Origin of the sequence: Rhizobium sp. BR 314, assembly GCF_047445805.1 — a bacterium.
GTDB classification, from domain to species: domain Bacteria; phylum Pseudomonadota; class Alphaproteobacteria; order Rhizobiales; family Rhizobiaceae; genus Rhizobium; species Rhizobium lusitanum_B.
In genome coordinates, this window is record NZ_JARWLA010000001.1 from 477,343 (window position 1) to 497,443 (window position 20,101).

Consider the following 20,101-nt stretch of genomic DNA (forward strand, 5'->3'; position numbering starts at 1 on the left):
ATCTCAACCCCAGAATATTACCGGTTCTTTCCAAGCAACTCCCGTTTGGCAACCAACCGTTAACCACACAGCTTTACACTTGAGTAAGGATTTACAGTATTTCCAGCAAGGTCAGACATAGACAAGATGAGCATCGGCGGGAACAAGGCGGGAAAAAACACCCTCCGGCTGACGGCATGGGCGACATCCGCCGTGCTGGGCTGGGGTATTGCCCTCGCTGCGCCGATGTCGGCAAGCGCCCAGTCGCTCCCACCTGACCAAAGCCTCGACGACTCGCTGCCGGCACCGGCACCGATATCCGGCCAGACGGCCGATCCGGCGACGGCGTCCGCCAACAGTGCGCAGACTGCATCGTCAGTGAACCAGGCCACCGGAACGAGTTCGGACGCGCCGCCGAACATGCGTCTTCGCCTCGATCCGATTACGACGAGCTCCGCGCTCGATGACGACCTACGTCGCGTCAACTCGCGAGAGCCTACAGTCGACGGCCTGAGGATGCGACCGCAACCCGATCGCGCCGACGCTCAGGGCATACCACTCGGTACCTTCACCCTGCGCCCCTCGGTCAACCAGTCGATCAACATGGAGCGGAACAGCACGGGCCCCAATAAGGACAACCGTACCTTCCTGCAGACGGACCTGCGCAGCACGCTGACATCCGATTGGGATCGCCACGCCTTGACCATCACCGGCGAAGGCGTCTGGCAGAAGAACCTCAGCGGCACCGCTGCGGAACGGCCCGTGGTTACGCTCAATGCTGACCTGCGGCTCGACCTTCCCGCCAACACGACCGCCCATGTTACCGCCGGCTATCAGTTTTACCGAGAAGACACCAACGACCCGAACGCCATTGTCGGCGCTTCGAAGCAATCCGCCGTAAATCAGTTCTCGACCGGGCTCTCGCTGGAGCGCGACTTTGGCCTGCTGCGCGGCTCGACCGCGGTTGCGCTGACCCGAACGGTCTATTCCGACGCCGTGCTCTCCGATGGCACCAAGGTCACGCTCAGCGACCGCGACCAGACGGCAGGCACGTGGCGCGGCCGTATCGGCTACGAACTCTCGCCGGTGATCATTCCTTTCGTGGAAGCCGACCTCGGCGCCGCAGTCTACGACCAGACGCGCGACAGCAACGGCTATGCGCGATCGAACCAGAGCTATGGCGGCAAGGTCGGCGTCGAGCTCGATCTCGGCGAGAAATTGAAGGGCGAACTCGGCTTCGGCTACCAGCACACGCAATTCGACGATGCACGCCTTGCCTCGATCGACTCGCCGACGATCGACGGCAGCCTTGCCTGGTCGCCGCAGCGCGGCACCGATGTCAGCATCGGCCTTTCGAGCACGGTTCAACCGTCGACGACTCCGGGCCTGGGTGGCTACACGGCTTACCGGCTCTCCAGCACCGTGAGCCATCAGCTGCGCGACAATCTCACCGCCAAAGTGACGGGTGGAACGATCTGGCGTGATTACCCCTCGGGCGGGAGCGTCGCCGACGAGACCGAATATGACGCAGCCCTCGGCCTGACGTGGGGGATCAACCGCTATCTCGATCTGACGGGGAACCTCGGCTATCAGCTGACCACCAGAAAGACCGGCGACGACACGCGCCAGCTCCAGGCCGGTGTCGGCTTGACGGTGAAGCGCTGACTGCGATTTCGCAGGGCCTTATCATCCCGATCGGAAACCATCTGCTCCAGAATGAAAAAAGCCCGGCATAACCGGGCTTCAATTTTCAGTCTCGATCAATTGGTCGCTTACTTCAAAGCAGCGATCAGCGCCTTGAACTCGTCCTCGATCGTCGGGCGGATATCCGCACGTGCCAATGCAAAGGCAACGTTGGCGAGAATGAAGCCGTCCTTCGCACCACAGTCGAAGGTCTGGCCCTGGAAGTGGTAGCCGGCAAAATCCTGGCTCTGCGCCAGCTTCAGCATACCGTCGGTCAACTGGATCTCGTTGCCGGCACCCCGCTCCTGGCTTTCCAGAATGCGGAAAATTTCCGGCTGCAGAATATAGCGGCCGTTGATGAAGAAGTTGGACGGGGCCGTGCCCTTGGCCGGCTTTTCCACCATCTCGGTGATGCGGAAGCCACTGCCGATCGTATCGCCGACGCCGACGATGCCGTATTTATGGGTCTGATCCGGAGCGCATTCTTCAACGGCGATGACGTTGCCGCCGCTCTGCTCGTAAAGCTCGATCATGCCCTTCATGCAGCCCTTTTCGGCGCGCATGACCATGTCGGGCAGCAGCAGCGCGAACGGCTCGTCGCCGACGATTTCGCGTGCGCACCAGACGGCGTGGCCAAGACCGAGCGGCTCCTGTTGGCGGGTGAAGCTCGCTGTGCCGGCCTTCGGCAGCAGGCCGTTCAGCAGCGACAGCTCGGCATTCTTGTTGCGCTGACGCAAGGTCTGCTCGAGTTCGAACTGAATGTCGAAATAGTCTTCGATGACGTGCTTGCTGCGGCCCGTCACGAAAACGAAATGCTCGATACCGGCTTCCATCGCCTCATCGACGACATACTGAATCACCGGCTTATCGACGACGGTCAGCATTTCCTTCGGCACCGCCTTGGTGGCCGGCAAGAACCGTGTCCCTAGTCCTGCGACCGGAAATACTGCCTTACGAACCTTCTTATGCTGTCCCACTCATACCTCCTGGGCATTAAATCGCTGGCGCCAAGCCAATCTAAGGGTCAGTAGATTAAATTTGCTACTGTTTTGCAAATAATGACTGAACCCCACTTCCATGGTAAAGAATTTGTTGACTTCGTTCCTTTAGTGTCAAGCTTGGGCCGATGCTACGTGCATTGCCGCACCGAAATCCAACAATCGATGGACAAGGCTGTAGATGACCGTAAACCGCAAAAACTCCCTTCGTGGTCTCGCTCTGGCGCTCGCGCTCGGCGCCTTCGCGGGATTCCTTCCCGTTAACGCCAATGCTGACCCTGGGTTCCAAAAATGGATTGCGGGCTTCTATACGACTGCCGCAAAGAGCGGCATTACGCAGTCGACCTACCGCAATGCATTTGCCGGTGTAACGGACCCCGACCCCACAGTCCTTGAAAAGGCGCAGTACCAACCGGAATTCAAGTCCCAGATCTGGGATTACTTGGACTCCCGTGTTAATCCCTATACCGTCGATATTGGCCGCAAGATGGCGGTCAAATATGGGTCCACACTGCGCACGCTCGAGCAGCACTTCGGCGTTGATCGCAACATCATGTTGGCCATTTGGTCCATGGAGTCGAACTACGGCGCCGTTCTCGCCAAGAACGACCGGCTGCATTACGTGCCGCGTGCGCTGGCGACACTTGCCTATGCCGATCCGAAGCGGGCCGGCTACGCCAAGAAGCAGCTTATCGCCGCGCTGAAGATCCTGCAGAGGGGCGACATCTCGCGCAAGGATCTGAATGGTTCCTGGGCCGGCGCGATGGGCCATACCCAGTTCATCCCCACGAGCTATCTGCTCTACGCCGTCGATGCCGATGGCACGGGTCACGCCGATATCTGGAACTCCATTCCCGACGCCTTGGCGACAACAGCCAATCTCCTTGCCAAGAACGGCTGGAGCACTGGCCGTACCTGGGGCTATGAAGTGGTTGTGCCGCCCGGCGGCCATGGCCAGGCCGGCAAGACGCACACGATTGCCCAATGGGCGGCTCTCGGTTTCGTTCGCCCCAACGGCAAGGGCTTCCGCCAGACCTCCGATCGCGCTCAACTGAAAATGCCTGGTGGCCCGAACGGTCCCGGCTTCCTGATGACCGGCAACTTCTTCACCGTCAAGCGCTACAACGCATCCGACAGCTATGCGCTCGCAGTCGGCCTGCTTGCCGATCAGATCGCCGGCTATGGCGGCATGCAGCAATCCTGGCCTCGCCCGAGCGGGACGCTCAACGTTCAGCAGAAATTCGAGCTGCAGACGCGATTGAAGCAGCTCGGTTATTATGACGGCGTCGTCGACGGCAACTTCGGTTCCGGCTCCAAGGCCGCGATCGCTGCAGTTCAGCAGCGCATCGGCATGGATGCGGACGGCGAGCCCTCGATGAACCTGCTGAACGCGTTGCGCAAGTAGGCAGCTTGCCATCTGTGGACACAGGGATCGCTGGAGGGCAAAGCTGCCCTCGCGCGGCTACGGGGTCGTGAGCGGAAAGAGACGATGACAGAACGACCTACCCGCGCGATCATGGCAAGCCTGAAGATCATCCTCACGGCATTGATCACGGCCGTCATTACGTTCGGCTGCCTTTCCACTGCCGAGGCGCAGGAGCGGCCTCGCAGAAACCTGTTCGACATGCTGTTCGGAACGCGCGAACCGGATTATCCGGACCAACCCGAGCAGCCGCCACCACAACGAAAGAGCCAGCCGCGCAAACGGCCGACACCGCCACCGCGACAGCCCGTAGTGGTCCAGCCACAGACGCCGCCAGCGGCGGAAAAGCTTCAAGACGCAAAGACGATTCTCGTCGTCGGCGATTTTCTGGCAAGCGGCCTTGGAACCGGGCTGGAAGATGCCTTCTCCACCTCCCCCGGCATTGTTATCCAGGCGCGGGGCAATGTCGCCTCCGGCCTCGTCCGACAGGACTATTACAACTGGCCTCAGCAGATGACCGGGATGATGGATCAGCTGAAGCCGGCAATGGTTGTGGTGATGCTGGGCGCCAATGACCGGCAGCCAATTATCGGTGATGGCCTCAACGAGAAATACGGCACGGATCCCTGGTTTATCGCCTACGAGGAACGGGTGCAGCAGTTTGCCAAACTGGTGACGAACCGCCATATCCCCCTGATATGGGTCGGCTTGCCACCCTTCGGCTCGGACCAGCTGACGGCAAGCGCAGTCAAGCTCAATCACCTCTATCAAAGCCAGATGGCGGCCGTCGGCGGCGAGTTCGTCGATATCTGGGACGGCTTTACCAATCAGAGCGGCGAGTTCATCGTCACCGGTTCCGATATCAACGGCCAGCAGGTGCGCCTCAGAACCGCCGACGGCGTCAACATGACGGCGGCAGGCAAGCGCAAGATCGCGTTCTATGTCGAAAAGCCGGCGCGGCGGCTGTTAGGCAACCAGGCAAGCCCTGATATCACCCGCCTCGATACCGGCAGTCCGCTGCCGGCACAGCCCGCCAGTCTACCGGGTGCGGAGCCGGAGAAAATCACCAGCACGCCGCCGATGAGCCTTTCCGATCCCGAGCTTGATGGCGGCTCGCAGCTTCTGGGTGCTGCGCCTGCACCGGCCTCGACAGCCGCATCGCCCAGGGATCTCTTGGTCGACAAAGGCCAGATGGCTCCCGCGCCCGCAGGTCGTGTGGATGACTATCGGCTGCCGGCGGAGCCAACGGCCACGCCTTGAAGGCGAAGCCGTTTGACAATCCTGCCGTGCGCCAATAGAAAAATGCCATGAGCACCGTCCGCGCAGATCAGATCGATCGTAACCGCACCTGCCTGCAGGCCGCGGTTTTGCGCGCTTTCTCCGGCCGAGGTCTCGGCGTCCAGTCGTGACGACCGGAGGCTTTGCGCGTCCGGCCATTGCTGGACGTAAAACCCTCACTCCAAAACATCAACGTTGCCCATGGAGAATGGCACGTGCTCAGTATCTATAACGTCAATTCGCTCGTTCACTGGGAAGAGCGAGACATCCGCCTGCGCGAGGATCTAACCCGGTTCTTTTCCGATGAAGTCGCCAGCTTCCTGCGATCCGCAAACCCCGCCTGGAATATCCGAAGGGTAGAGGCTCCTACCCTGATGCCGAGGCACCTTGTATCCGACGCCTATTCCAATTCGGATATCTGGGTGCAGGAACGAATGTCCGAAACAGAAGCCGAACTTGTGCTACGGCCTGAAACGACGCCATCCACTTACATCTACATGCAGCATCTTCTTAGCAACCATTCGCGGACACGGTTGCCTCTATGTGTCTGGCAGGCTGGCAAATCCTATCGCCGCGAACAGGATCAGCCGAGCAAGCATGTGCGGCTCAAAGAATTCTGGCAGCTCGAGTTTCAATGCGCCTTCACCGCCGACAGCGGCAACGATTATCACACGGCGAGCCTGGAGCCGGTGCGCCACATGATTGCCTCGGTCATCCACTTGCCGACGAGGATCGTGCCGTCGGATCGCCTGCCGGCCTACTCGCAGGTCACGATGGATATCGAAGTGGACAATGGCGACAAATGGATGGAGGTTTGCTCTATTTCGAAGCGTACGGATTTCCTGCAGCGTTACCGCAGCCAAGCCAAGAAAGGCCCGGCGATCGACCATGATGTCACGGTGCTGGAGATCGCCATCGGCCTCGACCGTTGCATCTACAATTGGAACATTGCCGCGAGCAGATAAGACAGAAGGCCCGGTTCTACGCGAACCCGGCCTTCCTAATGACTGATAGACGATATCGGTGACGCTTAGCGCGGCAGAATCGTCGCACCCATCAGGGCCTCATCGATTGCGCGTGCGGCCTGGCGTCCCTCGCGGATCGCCCAGACCACCAGCGACTGGCCACGGCGAACGTCGCCGGCGGTCCAGAGCTTGTCGACCGAAGTCTTGTAATCCTTGTCGTTGGCAACAACGTTGGTGGAGCCGCGACCATCGGTGTTCAGCGTCAGCTTACCATCGAGTTCCTTGAGCACGCTGTCGGTGAAGGGGCCACGGAAACCGATGGCGATGAAGGCGAGATCGGCGCGGATGACGAATTCCGTTCCGGCGATCGGCTTGCGGCGCTCATCGACTTCGCAACACTTCACGCCGGTCAGCACGCCGTCTTCACCGATGAATTCGAGCGTCGCGACCTGGAATTCGCGAACAGCACCTTCGGCCTGCGAAGAGGAGGTGCGCATCTTCGTTGCCCAGAACGGCCAGACGGCAAGCTTGTCTTCCTTTTCCGGCGGCTGCGGACGAATGTCGAGCTGCGTCACCTTCACGGCGCCCTGGCGGAATGCCGTGCCGACGCAGTCGGATGCCGTATCGCCACCGCCGACGACGACGATGTGCTTACCGCCTGCAAGGATCGGATCGGCCGGCCAGCCGGCGCTGTCGATGTTTTCACGGCCGACACGGCGGTTCTGCTGCACGAGATAGGGCATGGCGTCATGAACGCCCGCCAGCTCGACGCCGGGAATGCCGGCTTCACGCGGGGTTTCCGAGCCGCCGCAATAGAGCACCGCATCATGATCGGCCAAAAGCTGTTCGATCTTGACGTCGACGCCGACATTGACGCCGCAATGGAAGGTGACGCCTTCGCCCTTCATCTGCTCGACACGGCGGTCGATGAAGTTCTTCTCCATCTTGAAGTCCGGAATGCCGTAGCGCAGCAGGCCACCTGCCTTGCTCTCGCGCTCGTAGAGATGAACCTCATGACCGGCGCGGCCGAGCTGCTGGGCCGCCGCCAGACCCGCAGGGCCGGAGCCGATGACGGCAACCTTCTTGCCCGTATGAACCGTTGCCGGCTGCGGACGAATGAAGCCAAGCTCATAGGCCTTGTCGGCAATCGCCTGCTCGACGGTCTTGATCGCGACCGGTGCATCTTCCAGGTTCAGCGTGCAGGCCTCCTCGCAGGGTGCGGGGCAGACGCGGCCGGTGAACTCCGGGAAGTTATTGGTCGAATGCAGGTTGCGGATCGCCTCTTCCCAGTTGTTGTTGTAGACGAGGTCGTTCCAATCCGGAATCTGGTTGTGCACCGGGCAGCCGGTCGGGCCGTGGCAATAGGGAATGCCGCAGTCCATGCAGCGCGCTGCCTGTTTCTGCACTTCCTGGTCCGACATGGGGATCGTAAATTCGCGGAAATGCCGGATGCGATCCGATGCCGGCTGATACTTGCCGACCTGACGGTCGATCTCCAAGAAGCCTGTTACCTTGCCCATGCTATCGTTTCCTCACTCAAAAAGAGGAGCCGAGGCTCCCGTGCCTGAGGGTAAATCCCGTTTCCCTGTCCGGCACTTTAAATCAAATCCGATTCCGCTATTCGACAGTTGCGATCGCCGTGATCGGCGACCGCAATGCGAGGCGAAATCCTCGACTGGCTTGGCGAACCGGGGCGGATTACTCCGCCGCCACGCTCATCCGGCTGCGCTCCATTTCCTCAAGCGCACGACGGTACTCGACCGGCATAACCTTGCGGAATTTCGGGCGGTAGTCGGCCCAGTGATCGAGAATTTCCTTGGCCCGCGTCGAGCCCGTATAGTGGAAATGGTTCGAAATCAGCTGGTAGAGACGCTCCTCATCATGGCGTGTCATGTCGTCCGAGACGTCGACGCGCCCCTTGTGCATGATGTCGCCGCCGTGATGATGCAGCTTCTCCAACAGTTCGTCCTCTTCGGGAACTGGCTCCAATTCGACCATGGCCATGTTGCAGCGGCTGGCGAAATCGCCCTTCTCGTCGAGCACATAGGCAACACCGCCCGACATCCCTGCGGCGAAGTTGCGTCCAGTTTCGCCGAGCACGACGACGACGCCACCGGTCATGTATTCGCAGCCATGGTCGCCCACGCCTTCGACGATGGCGACCGCTCCGGAGTTTCTGACCGCAAAGCGCTCACCCGCAACACCGCGGAAGTAGCACTCGCCTTCGGTCGCACCGTAAAGCACGGTATTGCCGACGATGATCGAGTGTTCGGCCTTAATCTTCGAGTTCTCCGGCGGACGGATGATGATGCGGCCGCCCGAAAGACCCTTGCCGACATAGTCATTGCCGTCGCCGATGAGGTTGAAGGTCACGCCCCGCGCCAGGAACGCGCCGAACGACTGGCCGGCGGTACCCTTGAGCGTGACGTTGATCGTGTCTTCCTTCAGACCGCGATGGCCGTAGCGCTTGGCAACCGCACCCGACAGCATGGCGCCGGCCGAGCGATCGACATTCTTGATGTCGACTTCAAAGGCGACCGGCGTCTTGGAAGACAGGGCCGGTTCGGCCTTCTCGATCAGCTTGCGGTCGAGAACGTCGTCGATCGGATGCTTCTGCACCGATGTCCAGTAGGTTTCCGCCTTCGGCGCATCGACCTTGTGGAAGATGCGGCTGAAGTCGAGGCCTCTGGCCTTCCAGTGAGCGAGCATGTCGTCCTTTTCCAGAAGCTCGGAAGCGCCGATGATGTCGTCCAGCTTGGTCACGCCAAGCGAGGCGAGGATCTCGCGCACTTCTTCGGCCACGAAGAAGAAGAAGTTGATGACATGCTCCGGCGCGCCCTTGAAGCGCTTGCGCAGCACCGGATCCTGGGTGGCGACGCCAACCGGACAGGTGTTCAGGTGGCACTTGCGCATCATGATGCAGCCGGCCGCGATCAGCGGCGCAGTGGCAAAGCCGAATTCGTCGGCACCGAGCAGCGCGCCGATGATGACGTCGCGGCCAGTCTTCAGACCGCCGTCCACCTGCAAGGCGATGCGCGAGCGCAGCCCGTTCAGCACCAGCGTCTGCTGGGTTTCGGCAAGGCCGATTTCCCAGGGCGAACCTGCATGCTTCAACGAGGTCAGCGGCGAAGCACCGGTGCCGCCATCATAGCCCGAGACGGTGATATGATCGGCGCGCGCCTTGGCGACACCGGCAGCAACCGTGCCGACACCGACTTCCGAGACGAGCTTGACCGATACGTCCGAGGTCGGGTTGACGTTCTTCAGGTCGAAGATCAGCTGCGCCAGATCCTCGATCGAATAGATGTCGTGGTGTGGCGGCGGCGAGATCAGGCCGACACCCGGCGTCGAATGCCGGGTCTTGGCGACCGTCGCATCGACCTTGTGGCCGGGCAGCTGGCCGCCTTCGCCGGGCTTGGCGCCCTGTGCGACCTTGATCTGCAGCACGTCGGCATTGACCAGATATTCGGTCGTCACGCCGAAGCGGCCGGAGGCGATCTGCTTGATGGCGGAGCGTTCCGGGTTCGGCGAGCCGTCGACGAGCGGCATGTAGCGGTCCGCTTCTTCGCCGCCTTCGCCGGTGTTCGACTTGCCGCCGATGCGGTTCATGGCGATTGCCAGCGTCGTATGCGCCTCGCGGCTGATCGAGCCGAAGGACATGGCACCCGTCGAGAAGCGCTTGACGATATCGACGGCCGGCTCGACCTGATCGACCGAAATCGGCTTGCGGCCGAGCGCTTCCGCACCCTTGATCTTGAAGAGGCCGCGGATGGTGTTCATCCGAAGGGCCGAGTCATTGACCATTTCGGAGAATTCGCGATAGCGGTCCTCGGCATTCCCTCGCACGGCATGCTGGAGGGCGGCCACCGCATCCGGCGTCCAGGCATGGCTTTCGCCGCGCATACGGAAGGCATATTCGCCGCCGATGTCGAGCGTGCTCGCCAGCAGCGGATCACGGCCGAAAGCGGAGCTGTGACGTGCGACGGTTTCCTCGGCGATGGTGTCGAGACCGATACCTTCGATCATCGTCGCCGTGCCGAAGAAGTACTTGTCGACCAGTTCCTGCTGCAAGCCCACGGCATCGAAGATCTGCGCGCCGCAATAGGACTGATAGGTCGAGATGCCCATCTTCGACATGACCTTGAGGATGCCTTTGCCAACCGCCTTGATGTAGCGGTAGACGACTTCGGTCGCGTCCACTTCCTTCGGGAACTCGCCGCGCTGATGCATGTCGAGCAGCGTGTCGAAGGCGAGATAGGGGTTGATCGCTTCCGCACCGTAGCCGGCCAGCAGGCAGAAGTGATGCACTTCGCGCGGCTCGCCGGTTTCGACGACGATGCCGACCGAGGTGCGCAGGCCCTTGCGGATCAGGTGATGGTGCACGGCAGCCGTTGCCAGCAGCGCCGGGATCGCGATGCGGTCAGGCCCGACCTGACGGTCGGAGAGCACGATAATGTTGTAGCCGCCGCGAACGGCGGCTTCTGCCCGCTCGCAGAGACGGTCGAGCATCTCGGGCATGCCTGCGGCGCCCCGTTCGACATCATAGGTGAAGTCGAGCGTCTTGGTGTCGAAGCGATCCTCGGTGTGACCGATGGAACGGATCTTTTCGAGATCACCATTGGTCAGGATCGGCTGGCGCACTTCCAGGCGCTTGGCGTTGGCCATACCAGTGTGATCGAGTAGGTTCGGACGCGGGCCGATGAAAGAGACGAGGCTCATGACGAGTTCCTCGCGGATCGGATCGATCGGCGGGTTCGTTACTTGCGCGAAGTTCTGCTTGAAGTAGGTATAGAGCAGCTTCGGCTTGTCGGACATGGCCGAGATCGGCGTATCCGTGCCCATGGAGCCGACAGCTTCCTGCCCCGTCGTCGCCATCGGCGACATCAGGAGCTTGGTGTCTTCGGTCGTGTAGCCGAAGGCCTGCTGGCGGTCGAGCAGCGACACGTCGCGGCGCAGCGCACGGGGTTCCACCGGCTTCAGGTCTTCGAGGATCAGCTGCGTGCGGTTGAGCCAATTGCGATAGGGATGCTTGCTCGACAGTTCCGACTTCACCTCGTCGTCGGAGATGATGCGGCCCTTTTCCATGTCGATCAGCAGCATCTTGCCCGGCTGCAGGCGCCACTTCTGGATGATCTTCTCTTCCTCAACTGGCAGAACGCCGGCTTCGGACGCCATGATGATGCGGTCGTCGTTGGTAACGAGGTAGCGGGCCGGACGCAGGCCGTTGCGGTCGAGCGTCGCGCCGATCTGCTTGCCGTCGGTAAAAGCAACGGCCGCCGGACCATCCCACGGCTCCATCAGGGCGGCATGATACTCGTAGAATGCCTTGCGCTCGGCAGCCATCAGCTGGTTGCCGGCCCATGCTTCCGGGATGAGCATCATCATGGCATGCGCCATGGAATATCCGCCGCGCACGAGGAATTCGAGCGCGTTGTCGAAACAGGCTGTGTCCGACTGTCCTTCGTAGGAAATAGGCCAGAGCTTGGAGATATCCTCACCGAAGAGCGGCGAGGAAACCGATGCCTGACGAGCGGCCATCCAGTTGACGTTGCCGCGCAGCGTGTTGATTTCGCCGTTATGCGCGACCATGCGGTAGGGATGCGCCAGCTTCCACGACGGAAAAGTGTTGGTCGAGAAGCGCTGGTGCACGAGGGCAACCGCTGTCTCGAACCGCGGATCGGACAGGTCCTTATAATAGGCGCCCACCTGATAGGCGAGGAACATGCCCTTGTAGACGATGGTCGAGCTCGACAGCGAGACAGGATAGAAGCTGCTCTCTTCGCCCTCATATTCCGCATAGATGCGGTTGGAGATCACCTTGCGCAGGGTGAAGAGGCGGCGCTCGAACTCCTCGTTCGTGCCGGCATCGCGGCCGGCACCAATGAAGACCTGCACATGATGCGGCTCGGTGGCGGCAATGTCAGGTGCCTTCGACAGCGAGGAGTTGTCGACCGGCACGTCGCGGAAGCCGAGCAGAACCTGGCCTTCCTCGACGACGACCTGCTTGATCGCGGTCTTGAAATGCTCGATCAGCGCCTCGTCGCGCGGCAGGAAGAAATGGCCGACGCCATATTCGCCAGCCTTCGGCAGGATGACGCCCTGCTTTGCCATCTCCTCGCGGAAGAAACGGTCCGGGATCTGCACGAGAATGCCGGCACCATCGCCCATCAGCGGATCTGCGCCGACGGCACCGCGATGCGTCAGGTTTTCGAGGATGAACAGGCCGTCGCGCACGATCTGATGCGACTTGCGTCCCTTCATATGCGCGACGAAGCCGACGCCGCAGGCATCGTGTTCGTTGCGCGGATCGTACAGACCTTGTTTCGGCGGGATGCCCACCGACTTCGAACGATTGGCACGTTTCGACGTTTTGGCCGTCGTCGCGGCAGCATTGGCTGCAGCGGTCTGGTCAAAACTCGTGAACGTCTTCCTGTTCGTCATCGTCTTCCCTCCGGTAAGGCCCGCCTCGCGGGCGCTCCTTCGTCCCGCGCGGTCCGTTTCCGGCGCCGACGCGCGACAGCTCTGTTGCATTGTGAAGATCCAGCCGCAAACCATGGCTCCGCTATGGAGCCTGTCGTCAGCGTTCGCGCCTTGCTATTCCACCGCCGCCGTGCCCGGTGCCCGAAAGGCTTTCAGGGGCATGCTCTCGGTAACTATAGCTCGAAATCCAGACATCGTCAGGACCCTTCGACGCATCTTCGGCCTAGGCGGCCAAAATAGGACAGCAACCCTGTCCTAATTCATCAGCTCTATGCCAGAAAGCTGGTGCCTTCGCAAGAGCAAAACGGCAAAAATTCGACAGGGAAAGACGGAAGATTGCCTATGTCGCAGAAATCGAGCAATAAAGTTTCGCTGCGGCGCATCATTTTATTTGTTGATTGCGCAGATCAATTTCTGTGATGGGTTCTTCAAGTTCTTGCTCTTGATAGGTTTTTGCATTGGCGTAATGTCCCGCCGACCCTATCTATCGCTCCCGTAGCTCACTCATTTTATCTGGTGCATCTCCATGTTCTTTGCCTCCGACAACTGGGCCGGCGCCCATTCCAAGATCGCCGAACGTCTCCTCGCCGAGTCAGGAGGCTTCGCATCGGCCTATGGCACGAGCGACCTCGACCAGAAAGTCGAAGCCAAATTCAGCGAGATCTTCGAGCGTGACGTCGCCGTCTTCTTCGTCGCAACCGGCACGGCCGCCAATTCACTGTCGCTTGCCAGTGTCCAGAAGCCGGGAGGCATCAGCTTCTGCCATACCGAGGCGCATGTCGCCGAGGACGAATGCGGCGCCCCTGACTTCTTCAGCGGCGCGCGCCTGGCAACGGTCGACGGCGCTCTCGGCAAGATCGATCCCAAGGCGCTTGCCACCAAGGTCGCCCGGTTCCCGCAGGATGCCGTGCATCATGGCCGCGCCGCCGCGATCACCATCACGCAGGCAACGGAAATCGGCACCGTCTACTCGCTCAGCGAGATCGACGCCATCGCCTCCATCGCCAAGGAGAACAGCCTGCCGCTGCACATGGATGGCGCGCGCTTCGCAAATGCTCTCATTGCCCTCGGCGCCAGCCCGGCCGAGATGACGTGGAAGCGCGGCGTCGACATCCTGTCCTTTGGCGGCACCAAGAACGGCTGCTGGTGCGCAGAAGCGATCGTCTTCTTCGACCCCAGCAAGGCAAGGGAGATGCACTTCATCCGCAAGCGCGCCGCCCAGCTCTTCTCCAAGTCGCGCTTCATTGCCGCCCAGTTTGACGGCTATTTCCAGGATGGCCTCTGGCTCGACCTCGCCCGCCACTCCAACAGCATGGCAGACCGTCTGCGCGCCGGCATCGAGAATGCTCCAAATGCTCATCTCGCCTGGCCAACGGTTTCCAACGAGGTTTTCGCGATCATACCGAAATCCTCTGCCAAGGCAGCCGAGGATAAGGGCGCGAAATTCTATGAATGGCCGATCCCGGAATCTCAGCCGGAGCTGGTCGGCAGCAATGACACGCTGATCCGCCTGGTGACCAGCTTTGCCACGACCGAAGCCGATGTGGCGAACTTCCTCGCTTGCCTGGGCTGACGGTAGAGTAAAAAAGAGCGCCGGAGCCGACTTCTTGCCGGACGGCGCTCGCAAAGACGATTGAAGTGCCAGTTTTAGTTGCTATGGGCGAGCATTGCAAAGCTCGACCGGTCATCCCGATCGGCGGCCGGTGCGTGGTGAACGATCATCGTCATGGCCATGACGCAGACAACAAGCCCGGAAATGAAGATGGCACCATATGTCATCGGCTCGGATATCCTCACGCAGCTCGCACATCGCTACTCAAGATAGCGCCGGAAGCTGACTTCGACCTGAATCGCCTCTGCCGAGAGAGGTGAGCTCACGAGAGATGAATGTGCGCCGGCAAAATATATGGCAGCGACAGCACGATCCTAGCAACATGATCGAAAACGGCTTTTACCATTGCACCACGGACCGACTGTCGTCAGCTTAGTCGCGGCCCCCGGACCTTCGCCAGAATATCCTCCGAGAGCGCCTTAACCAGAAGTTGGTCCGCGCCCTTGCGGGGCACGAGCACGAACTCCACGTCTTCGAGAGCCGGCAGCCAACCAGGCGCGATCTCCATCAACCCGGCAGGCGCCATGCTCCGGGGCTGCACGAGAACCCCCATGCCGGCGCGCGCTGCCGCCGTCAGGCCGCTCAGACTGCCGCAGGTGCAGACGATCCGCCACGGCATCTGTTGCCGGCGGAGCGCCTCCAGCGCAACGGCCCGCGTGACGCTCGGCGTTGGAAAGGCGATCAGCGGCAAAGGCGCGGCGAGTTTGCGAATCCTACCCGGGTCGCGCGCTAGCCAGACCAAGGGCTCACGATAGACCAGCGTTCCTCTGATATCTCCAAGCCGGCGCTTAGCAAGCACCAAATCGAGATCGCCATTGTCCTGCATTTCATAAAGGGTGCCGCTCAAGGCAACCGTCAGCTCGAGATCGACCGAGGGATGCGAGCGAACGAATTCCTCCAGCACATCCGGAAGCTGGCTGGTGACGAAATCTTCGGAAACGCCGAGGCGCAGGTTGCCGCGAAGGCTGTTGCCCGCAAAGAGCTGCCGCACCTCGCCTTCGATCGACAGCATATGCCGCGCATGCCCCAGCAACGCCTCGCCGTCCCCGGTCAAGACGACACGATGCGTGTCGCGCGCCAAGAGCTTCCGGCCAAGCTCGGTTTCCAAGCGCTGGATGTGCTGGCTGACTGTGGATTGGCCGAGACCGAGGCGTTCAGCCGCCAACGTGAAGCTGCCCATCTGCTCGACGGCAATGAAGCTCTGCAGTTGCGTGAGGTCCAGCATGATGCTTATCCCATTTTGCGATAACTGTTATTTCTTGCATCGTGGATCACGATAGGCCTATCTGCAAGGATCAAATATCAAGACTTGCGATTGGGATTGGCACGATGCGCCGCTTTCTTCCAGACACCTTCACCATGCTGCTGGTGCTCACCGTTCTGACGGCTTCCTTCTTTCCGGTGCATGGCGCGAGCGCGCACTATTTCGGTATCATCACCAATTTCGCCATCGGCCTGCTGTTCTTCCTGCATGGCGCGCGCCTGTCGCGCGATGTCGTCATTGCCGGCATGCTGCATTGGCGGCTGCACCTCGTCATTCTGCTGACGACCTTCGGCATCTTCCCGCTGCTGGTACTGGCGATGGGGCAGATCGTCCCGAACAGCATCCTGCCCGTGTCGCTCTATACCGGCCTGCTGTTCCTGAGCGTGCTGCCCTCGACGGTTCAGTCCTCGATCGCCTTCACCTCCATTGCCGGTGGCAACGTGCCGGCGGCGATCTGCTCGGCCTCGGCCTCGAATATTTTCGGCATGTTCCTCACGCCACTGCTCGTCGGCATCCTGTTTTCGGTCGGCGGCCAGGGCGGCGGCTTTTCCTGGGATGTCCTGTGGCAGATCATGCTGCAGCTGCTGGCACCCTTCATCGCGGGGCAGTTGCTGCAACCCTGGATCGGCAACTGGATCCGTTCGAAGAAGAAGATCCTGATGCCAGTCGATCGCGGCTCGATCCTCATGGTCGTCTATTCGGCCTTCAGCGAGGCCGTGGTTGAAGGCCTGTGGCATACCTTCTCGGTGCTCGATATCGTCACGGTGATCGTCGCCAACATGGTGCTCCTGGCAATGGTGCTCTGCATCACCATGTTCGGCAGCCGCGCCCTCGGCTTTGCCAAGGCTGACGAGATCACCATCACGTTCTGCGGCTCGAAGAAGTCGCTGGCGAGCGGCGTGCCGATGGCCAATGTCATTTTCGCCGGCCAAAGCATCGGCGCCATCGTGCTGCCGCTGATGCTGTTCCACCAGATCCAGCTCATGACCTGCGCCGTGCTTGCCCAGAAATATGCCGACGCCGCCAAGCGGCGCGAAGCTGCCAAGGCGCAGACAGGGAAGAAATCGGGCGAAGCGACTAATCCAGCCTGAACACGTCCTGCATAGTCCCAAAACAAAAGCGGCGTCCTATTGGACGCCGCTTCTTTTTTGATCTTGGGAGGATCAGGAACTTGACGGTCCAAGACCGTCAGTCCCGGCATGACGGTTGAAACCGTCGGCCATACTTAGTTTATGTGAGCCTCGATGGCCTTCGGGGTTTCCACCGGCTCGGCGGCGATGGAGATGCGACGGGGTTTCATGGCTTCCGGAATGTTGCGCAGCAGATCGATGTGCAGCAAACCATTCTTCAAAGAAGCAGCCTGGACCTCGACATGGTCGGCGAGCTGGAAACGACGCTCGAAGGCGCGCTTGGCGATACCGCGATAGAGATATTCGCTGGTTTCAGCCGGCTCTTCGCTCTTTTCGCCCTTGACCTGAAGGACATGGGCATGAGCCTCGATGCTCAGTTCCCTTTCATCGAAACCGGCAACGGCCATGGTGATGCGATAGGTATTCTCACCCGTGCGCTCGATATTGTAGGGCGGATAGGTCTGAGCCTGATCCGGCTGACCAAGGCTGTCGAGCATGGTGAAAAGACGGTCGAAACCGACGGTGGAACGGTAAAGGGGAGAGAAGTCTACGTGACGCATGGAGTCCTCCTGTGAGCGACGATTGCGATATCTATTTTGTCCCATGACCCCACTCCTGGCGGCCTCGGGACGGTTTCGCAGGCCCGTTTGGCACCCGCAAAAAAGAGATGGGGATCGCCTTTCCGGAGTTCAAGCCCCCTTCCAAACCGCCGCTATTTGCCAGCCCGTTCGCGTGAACCGCAGATGAACGGGTGGTTCGGAACCCGTTCAGCCTCGCGGGTCTATCAATAAACCATCGGAACACCATCATCCGATGACTGAAGTGTATCGTCCCTTCTTCTTCAGTCTTGCTCGGCCGGCGAAGCGGATCTCTCTATCTCCGCAAGCCGGCCTTTTTCTTTCTGCCCCCGGTCGATTCCAAGCAAAATGTAACGCAGTTTCGGTCTGGAATTGCGCCGCGCAGGCAACTATCGCAACAGCTTCAACGAACCTGTCAGCGATTTCACCCATTTCGACGGACCGGCTATTCCCAGGCCATCGGCCACCTCCATGTTGAGGTCGCGGTCGGGAAAGGTTGCCTCATATTCCCTGTAATCGTGCAGCGAGCGCGCAAAGGCAGGAAAGGCAACGACCGCCCGTTCACCCTGCTGCGTCAAGGCCTTCAGCAGCAGCGACCGGATGGTATCGGCGTCTGCCTGCAGCATGGGAACCGGCATGTTCGAGCTGATGTCGATGGTGCGTCCTTCCCTGTCGGTCAGCTGCTGCCCGGCAAGCGCTGGAAATCGCGCCCCCAGCCCGATCGCGATGGCGCTGGCAGTATTGGCGATCAGCCCGAGCGGCAGATCCGGATTGATGACGATGGCGAGGCGGATATCGGGAAGCATGAGAAGCCTGTTTCTGATGTTGTTTTCCAGATCAGATTACCCCCGATATCGCGGAAGATCTTACCTTTCATTGCCGACGCTGGATTCAATGTGGTAGGATCTACCGATATTGACAGAAATTATGGCCGGATATGCCTTCAACACTCGAACAGATCGACTTGAAAATCCTTGGAGCGCTCCAGAAGGACGGACGCCTGACCAACCAGGCGCTTTCGTCCGAGGTCGGGCTCTCGACCTCCCCATGCTGGCGGCGCGTTCGTCAGCTGGAAGAAACCGGCGTGATCCAGGGTTATACGGCGACCCTCGACAGACGTCAGATCGGCCTTGGCGTCCTCGCCTTCATCCGGGTGAAGATCGACAGCCACAGTGAGGTTGAAGCCGAGGAATTCTCACGCGACGTCTTGAAGCTGAGCGAAGTCGTGGCGTGCTACAGCATCGCTGGAGACGCAGATTTCCTGCTGCAGGTGGTTGCGACCGACCTCGACAGCTACGCGGATTTCGCCATGGCGGTTGTTCGTCGCCTGCCGCGCATCAAGGAGATGCAGACGACGTTCGTGCTTAAGGAAATCAAGCCTTTCAAGGGCCTTCCCCTGGATGTCGGCCAGCGATAGCAGCGGAAGGCGCAGATTGCAGGACATGATCCTCCAGCCCTTTACGCCGGGATCGGAGACATCCTATGCTGGCGATGTGGCGGCCTGTCCCGGGGTGTTGAATGTCGGCTCTTTCCTTTTCGAAGATCTCCGCATCGCTGAATGCGTTGCTCGCCACGATCGGCCTGGCGACGGTAGCCGCACTGACCACGCCAGATATCACCGGCCAGACCAGAAGCGCCTTGGAGATCGTGCTCGCCTGCGTGTGGGCTGCCTATGTTCTGCAGTTGGTCGAAACGCTGATCATGCAGCGCAAGAGAGACATCCACGGCAGGACGCTGGAAATCGTCGTCGACGTCCTTTCCGTTCTTGTCCCCCTGGCAGCATTCTTTTTTGTCCGCGGACGCGACCAGAGTCTTTACTGCGCCATCTGGCTCCTGAAGCCGCTGCGCGGCTCGACATTCTTCCGGCTGCTGGGCCGGGTCCTTACCAAGGAAGCCCGCAACCTGATCGGCGTCACCTCGATCTTCGTGATCGTTCTGTTCGGCGCCGCGCTTGCAGCCTATGTCATCGAGCGCGACGTTCAGCCGGATAAGTTCGGCAGCATTCCGCTGGCTATGTGGTGGGCGGTGGTCACTCTGTCGACGACGGGCTATGGCGACGAGATTCCGCAAAGCTTTGCCGGGCGCGTGCTCGCGGGACTGGTGATGATGAGCGGGATCGGCATCTTCGCGCTCTGGGCCGGTATTCTCGCCACCGGTTTCTACGAAGAAGTCCGCCGCCAGGACTTCGTACGCAATTGGCAGCTAGTAGCAGCCGTGCCGCTGTTCCAGAAACTCGGCTCGGGAGCGCTTATCGAGATCGTGCGGGCGCTGAGACCACGCGTCGTGCCCGCCGGCGGCATCATCTGCCGCAAGGGCGAGGCCGGCGACCAGATGTTCTTTATCGTCGAGGGCCGTGTCAGCGTCGCCACGCCGAACCCGGTGGAGCTCGGCTCCGGCAGCTTCTTCGGCGAGATGGCGCTGATCACCGGTGCGCCCCGTTCGGCAACCGTCAGCGCCACGACCGAGGTCTCGCTGCTGTCGCTCTATTCCTCGGATTTCCAGATGCTGTCCAGCAGCAGCCCAGAGATAGCCGATGTCATCCGCCGGACCGCGCTCGAGCGTCGCGGCACGCCGCCGAAATCCTGATTGCGGACCGCCCGGAGCGCCCTCCTCCAGCAGCATTCCGCCCGCTCGTCATGCCGGGAAGAATCATAAATCTGTTGCAATTCACCGCACCTGCGCTATCCCCTTAAAGACAAGCCACCTTTCAG

At 60.7% G+C, this 20,101-nt stretch carries 15 protein-coding genes; 8 read left to right on the plus strand and 7 right to left on the minus strand.

What is annotated here, in order from left to right:
• The first annotated feature begins 126 nt into the window (after positions 1 to 126).
• The gene (locus tag QD461_RS02355) at positions 127 to 1,644 is read left to right on the plus strand and encodes an outer membrane beta-barrel protein (RefSeq protein WP_414086296.1); all 1,518 of its coding nucleotides are present in this window, start codon (positions 127 to 129) and stop codon (positions 1,642 to 1,644) included.
• 107 nt (positions 1,645 to 1,751) lie between these two features.
• On the opposite strand, the gene galU is transcribed toward QD461_RS02355, so the two are convergent.
• Positions 1,752 to 2,639: a UTP--glucose-1-phosphate uridylyltransferase GalU gene (galU, locus tag QD461_RS02360; protein WP_414086297.1), complete on the minus strand. Its 888-nt coding sequence runs from the start codon at positions 2,637 to 2,639 to the stop codon at positions 1,752 to 1,754.
• A 202-nt stretch (positions 2,640 to 2,841) separates the two neighbouring features.
• Here galU and QD461_RS02365 point away from each other — a divergent pair, with 202 nt between their 5' ends.
• The 3 genes from QD461_RS02365 to QD461_RS02375 all read left to right on the plus strand — a co-directional run bounded on the left by QD461_RS02365 (position 2,842) and on the right by QD461_RS02375 (position 6,326).
• Positions 2,842 to 4,065, plus strand: coding sequence for a lytic murein transglycosylase (locus QD461_RS02365; RefSeq protein WP_414086298.1), 1,224 nt, complete (start codon positions 2,842 to 2,844; stop codon positions 4,063 to 4,065).
• A gap of 84 nt (positions 4,066 to 4,149) precedes the next feature.
• The gene (locus QD461_RS02370) at positions 4,150 to 5,343 is read left to right on the plus strand and encodes a DUF459 domain-containing protein (RefSeq protein ID WP_414086299.1); all 1,194 of its coding nucleotides are present in this window, start codon (positions 4,150 to 4,152) and stop codon (positions 5,341 to 5,343) included.
• 233 nt (positions 5,344 to 5,576) lie between these two features.
• Complete coding sequence (locus QD461_RS02375; RefSeq protein WP_414086300.1) at positions 5,577 to 6,326, plus strand: aminoacyl--tRNA ligase-related protein; 750 nt, start codon at positions 5,577 to 5,579, stop codon at positions 6,324 to 6,326.
• 65 nt (positions 6,327 to 6,391) lie between these two features.
• On the opposite strand, the gene QD461_RS02380 is transcribed toward QD461_RS02375, so the two are convergent.
• Entirely contained in the window at positions 6,392 to 7,846 is a 1,455-nt protein-coding gene (locus QD461_RS02380; RefSeq protein WP_414086301.1) for a glutamate synthase subunit beta, read from the minus strand.
• Positions 7,847 to 8,024: 178 nt separating this feature from the next.
• On the minus strand, positions 8,025 to 12,767 hold the full coding sequence (gltB, locus tag QD461_RS02385) for a glutamate synthase large subunit (RefSeq protein ID WP_414086302.1): 4,743 nt from the start codon (positions 12,765 to 12,767) through the stop codon (positions 8,025 to 8,027).
• Positions 12,768 to 13,332: 565 nt separating this feature from the next.
• Here gltB and QD461_RS02390 point away from each other — a divergent pair.
• Positions 13,333 to 14,379, plus strand: coding sequence for a threonine aldolase family protein (locus QD461_RS02390; RefSeq protein ID WP_414086303.1), 1,047 nt, complete (start codon positions 13,333 to 13,335; stop codon positions 14,377 to 14,379).
• Positions 14,380 to 14,453: 74 nt separating this feature from the next.
• Here QD461_RS02390 and QD461_RS02395 read toward each other — a convergent pair whose 3' ends face one another.
• Positions 14,454 to 14,585: a hypothetical protein gene (locus QD461_RS02395; RefSeq protein ID WP_414086304.1), complete on the minus strand. Its 132-nt coding sequence runs from the start codon at positions 14,583 to 14,585 to the stop codon at positions 14,454 to 14,456.
• 200 nt (positions 14,586 to 14,785) lie between these two features.
• Positions 14,786 to 15,643 carry a LysR family transcriptional regulator gene (locus QD461_RS02400; RefSeq protein ID WP_414086305.1) on the minus strand — a complete coding sequence of 286 codons (858 nt, stop codon included), beginning with the start codon at positions 15,641 to 15,643 and terminating at the stop codon, positions 14,786 to 14,788.
• Between the two features lie 104 nt (positions 15,644 to 15,747).
• On the opposite strand from QD461_RS02400, the gene QD461_RS02405 reads away from it, so the two are divergent.
• Positions 15,748 to 16,773, plus strand: a complete 1,026-nt coding sequence (locus QD461_RS02405; protein WP_414086306.1) for a bile acid:sodium symporter family protein — start codon at positions 15,748 to 15,750, stop codon at positions 16,771 to 16,773.
• Positions 16,774 to 16,907: 134 nt separating this feature from the next.
• Here QD461_RS02405 and QD461_RS02410 read toward each other — a convergent pair whose 3' ends face one another.
• Together QD461_RS02410 and QD461_RS02415 are read right to left on the minus strand one after the other, a co-directional pair.
• A complete protein-coding gene (locus QD461_RS02410) occupies positions 16,908 to 17,372 on the minus strand; it encodes an Hsp20 family protein (protein ID WP_414086307.1) in 465 nt (154 codons plus the stop codon).
• 407 nt (positions 17,373 to 17,779) lie between these two features.
• Positions 17,780 to 18,196: a DUF2000 domain-containing protein gene (locus QD461_RS02415; RefSeq protein ID WP_184702533.1), complete on the minus strand. Its 417-nt coding sequence runs from the start codon at positions 18,194 to 18,196 to the stop codon at positions 17,780 to 17,782.
• Between the two features lie 131 nt (positions 18,197 to 18,327).
• Here QD461_RS02415 and QD461_RS02420 point away from each other — a divergent pair, with 131 nt between their 5' ends.
• Both QD461_RS02420 and QD461_RS02425 read left to right on the plus strand, forming a co-directional pair.
• Positions 18,328 to 18,807: an Lrp/AsnC family transcriptional regulator gene (locus QD461_RS02420; RefSeq protein WP_414086308.1), complete on the plus strand. Its 480-nt coding sequence runs from the start codon at positions 18,328 to 18,330 to the stop codon at positions 18,805 to 18,807.
• A 101-nt stretch (positions 18,808 to 18,908) separates the two neighbouring features.
• Positions 18,909 to 19,976 (plus strand): cyclic nucleotide-gated ion channel, encoded by a 1,068-nt coding sequence (locus tag QD461_RS02425; RefSeq protein WP_414086309.1) that lies wholly within the window; start codon positions 18,909 to 18,911, stop codon positions 19,974 to 19,976.
• Positions 19,977 to 20,101: the final 125 nt, after the last annotated feature.

Coding starts and splice junctions, on each gene's coding strand:
- QD461_RS02355 (WP_414086296.1), top strand. CDS start 127: ATGAGCATCGGCGGGAACAAGGCGGGAAAAAACACCCTCCGGCTGACG.
- QD461_RS02365 (WP_414086298.1), top strand. CDS start 2,842: ATGACCGTAAACCGCAAAAACTCCCTTCGTGGTCTCGCTCTGGCGCTC.
- QD461_RS02370 (WP_414086299.1), top strand. CDS start 4,150: ATGACAGAACGACCTACCCGCGCGATCATGGCAAGCCTGAAGATCATC.
- QD461_RS02380 (WP_414086301.1), bottom strand. CDS start 7,846: ATGGGCAAGGTAACAGGCTTCTTGGAGATCGACCGTCAGGTCGGCAAG.
- gltB (WP_414086302.1), bottom strand. CDS start 12,767: ATGACGAACAGGAAGACGTTCACGAGTTTTGACCAGACCGCTGCAGCC.
- QD461_RS02390 (WP_414086303.1), top strand. CDS start 13,333: ATGTTCTTTGCCTCCGACAACTGGGCCGGCGCCCATTCCAAGATCGCC.
- QD461_RS02395 (WP_414086304.1), bottom strand. CDS start 14,585: ATGACATATGGTGCCATCTTCATTTCCGGGCTTGTTGTCTGCGTCATG.
- QD461_RS02400 (WP_414086305.1), bottom strand. CDS start 15,643: ATGCTGGACCTCACGCAACTGCAGAGCTTCATTGCCGTCGAGCAGATG.
- QD461_RS02405 (WP_414086306.1), top strand. CDS start 15,748: ATGCGCCGCTTTCTTCCAGACACCTTCACCATGCTGCTGGTGCTCACC.
- QD461_RS02410 (WP_414086307.1), bottom strand. CDS start 17,372: ATGCGTCACGTAGACTTCTCTCCCCTTTACCGTTCCACCGTCGGTTTC.
- QD461_RS02415 (WP_184702533.1), bottom strand. CDS start 18,196: ATGCTTCCCGATATCCGCCTCGCCATCGTCATCAATCCGGATCTGCCG.
- QD461_RS02420 (WP_414086308.1), top strand. CDS start 18,328: ATGCCTTCAACACTCGAACAGATCGACTTGAAAATCCTTGGAGCGCTC.
- QD461_RS02425 (WP_414086309.1), top strand. CDS start 18,909: ATGTCGGCTCTTTCCTTTTCGAAGATCTCCGCATCGCTGAATGCGTTG.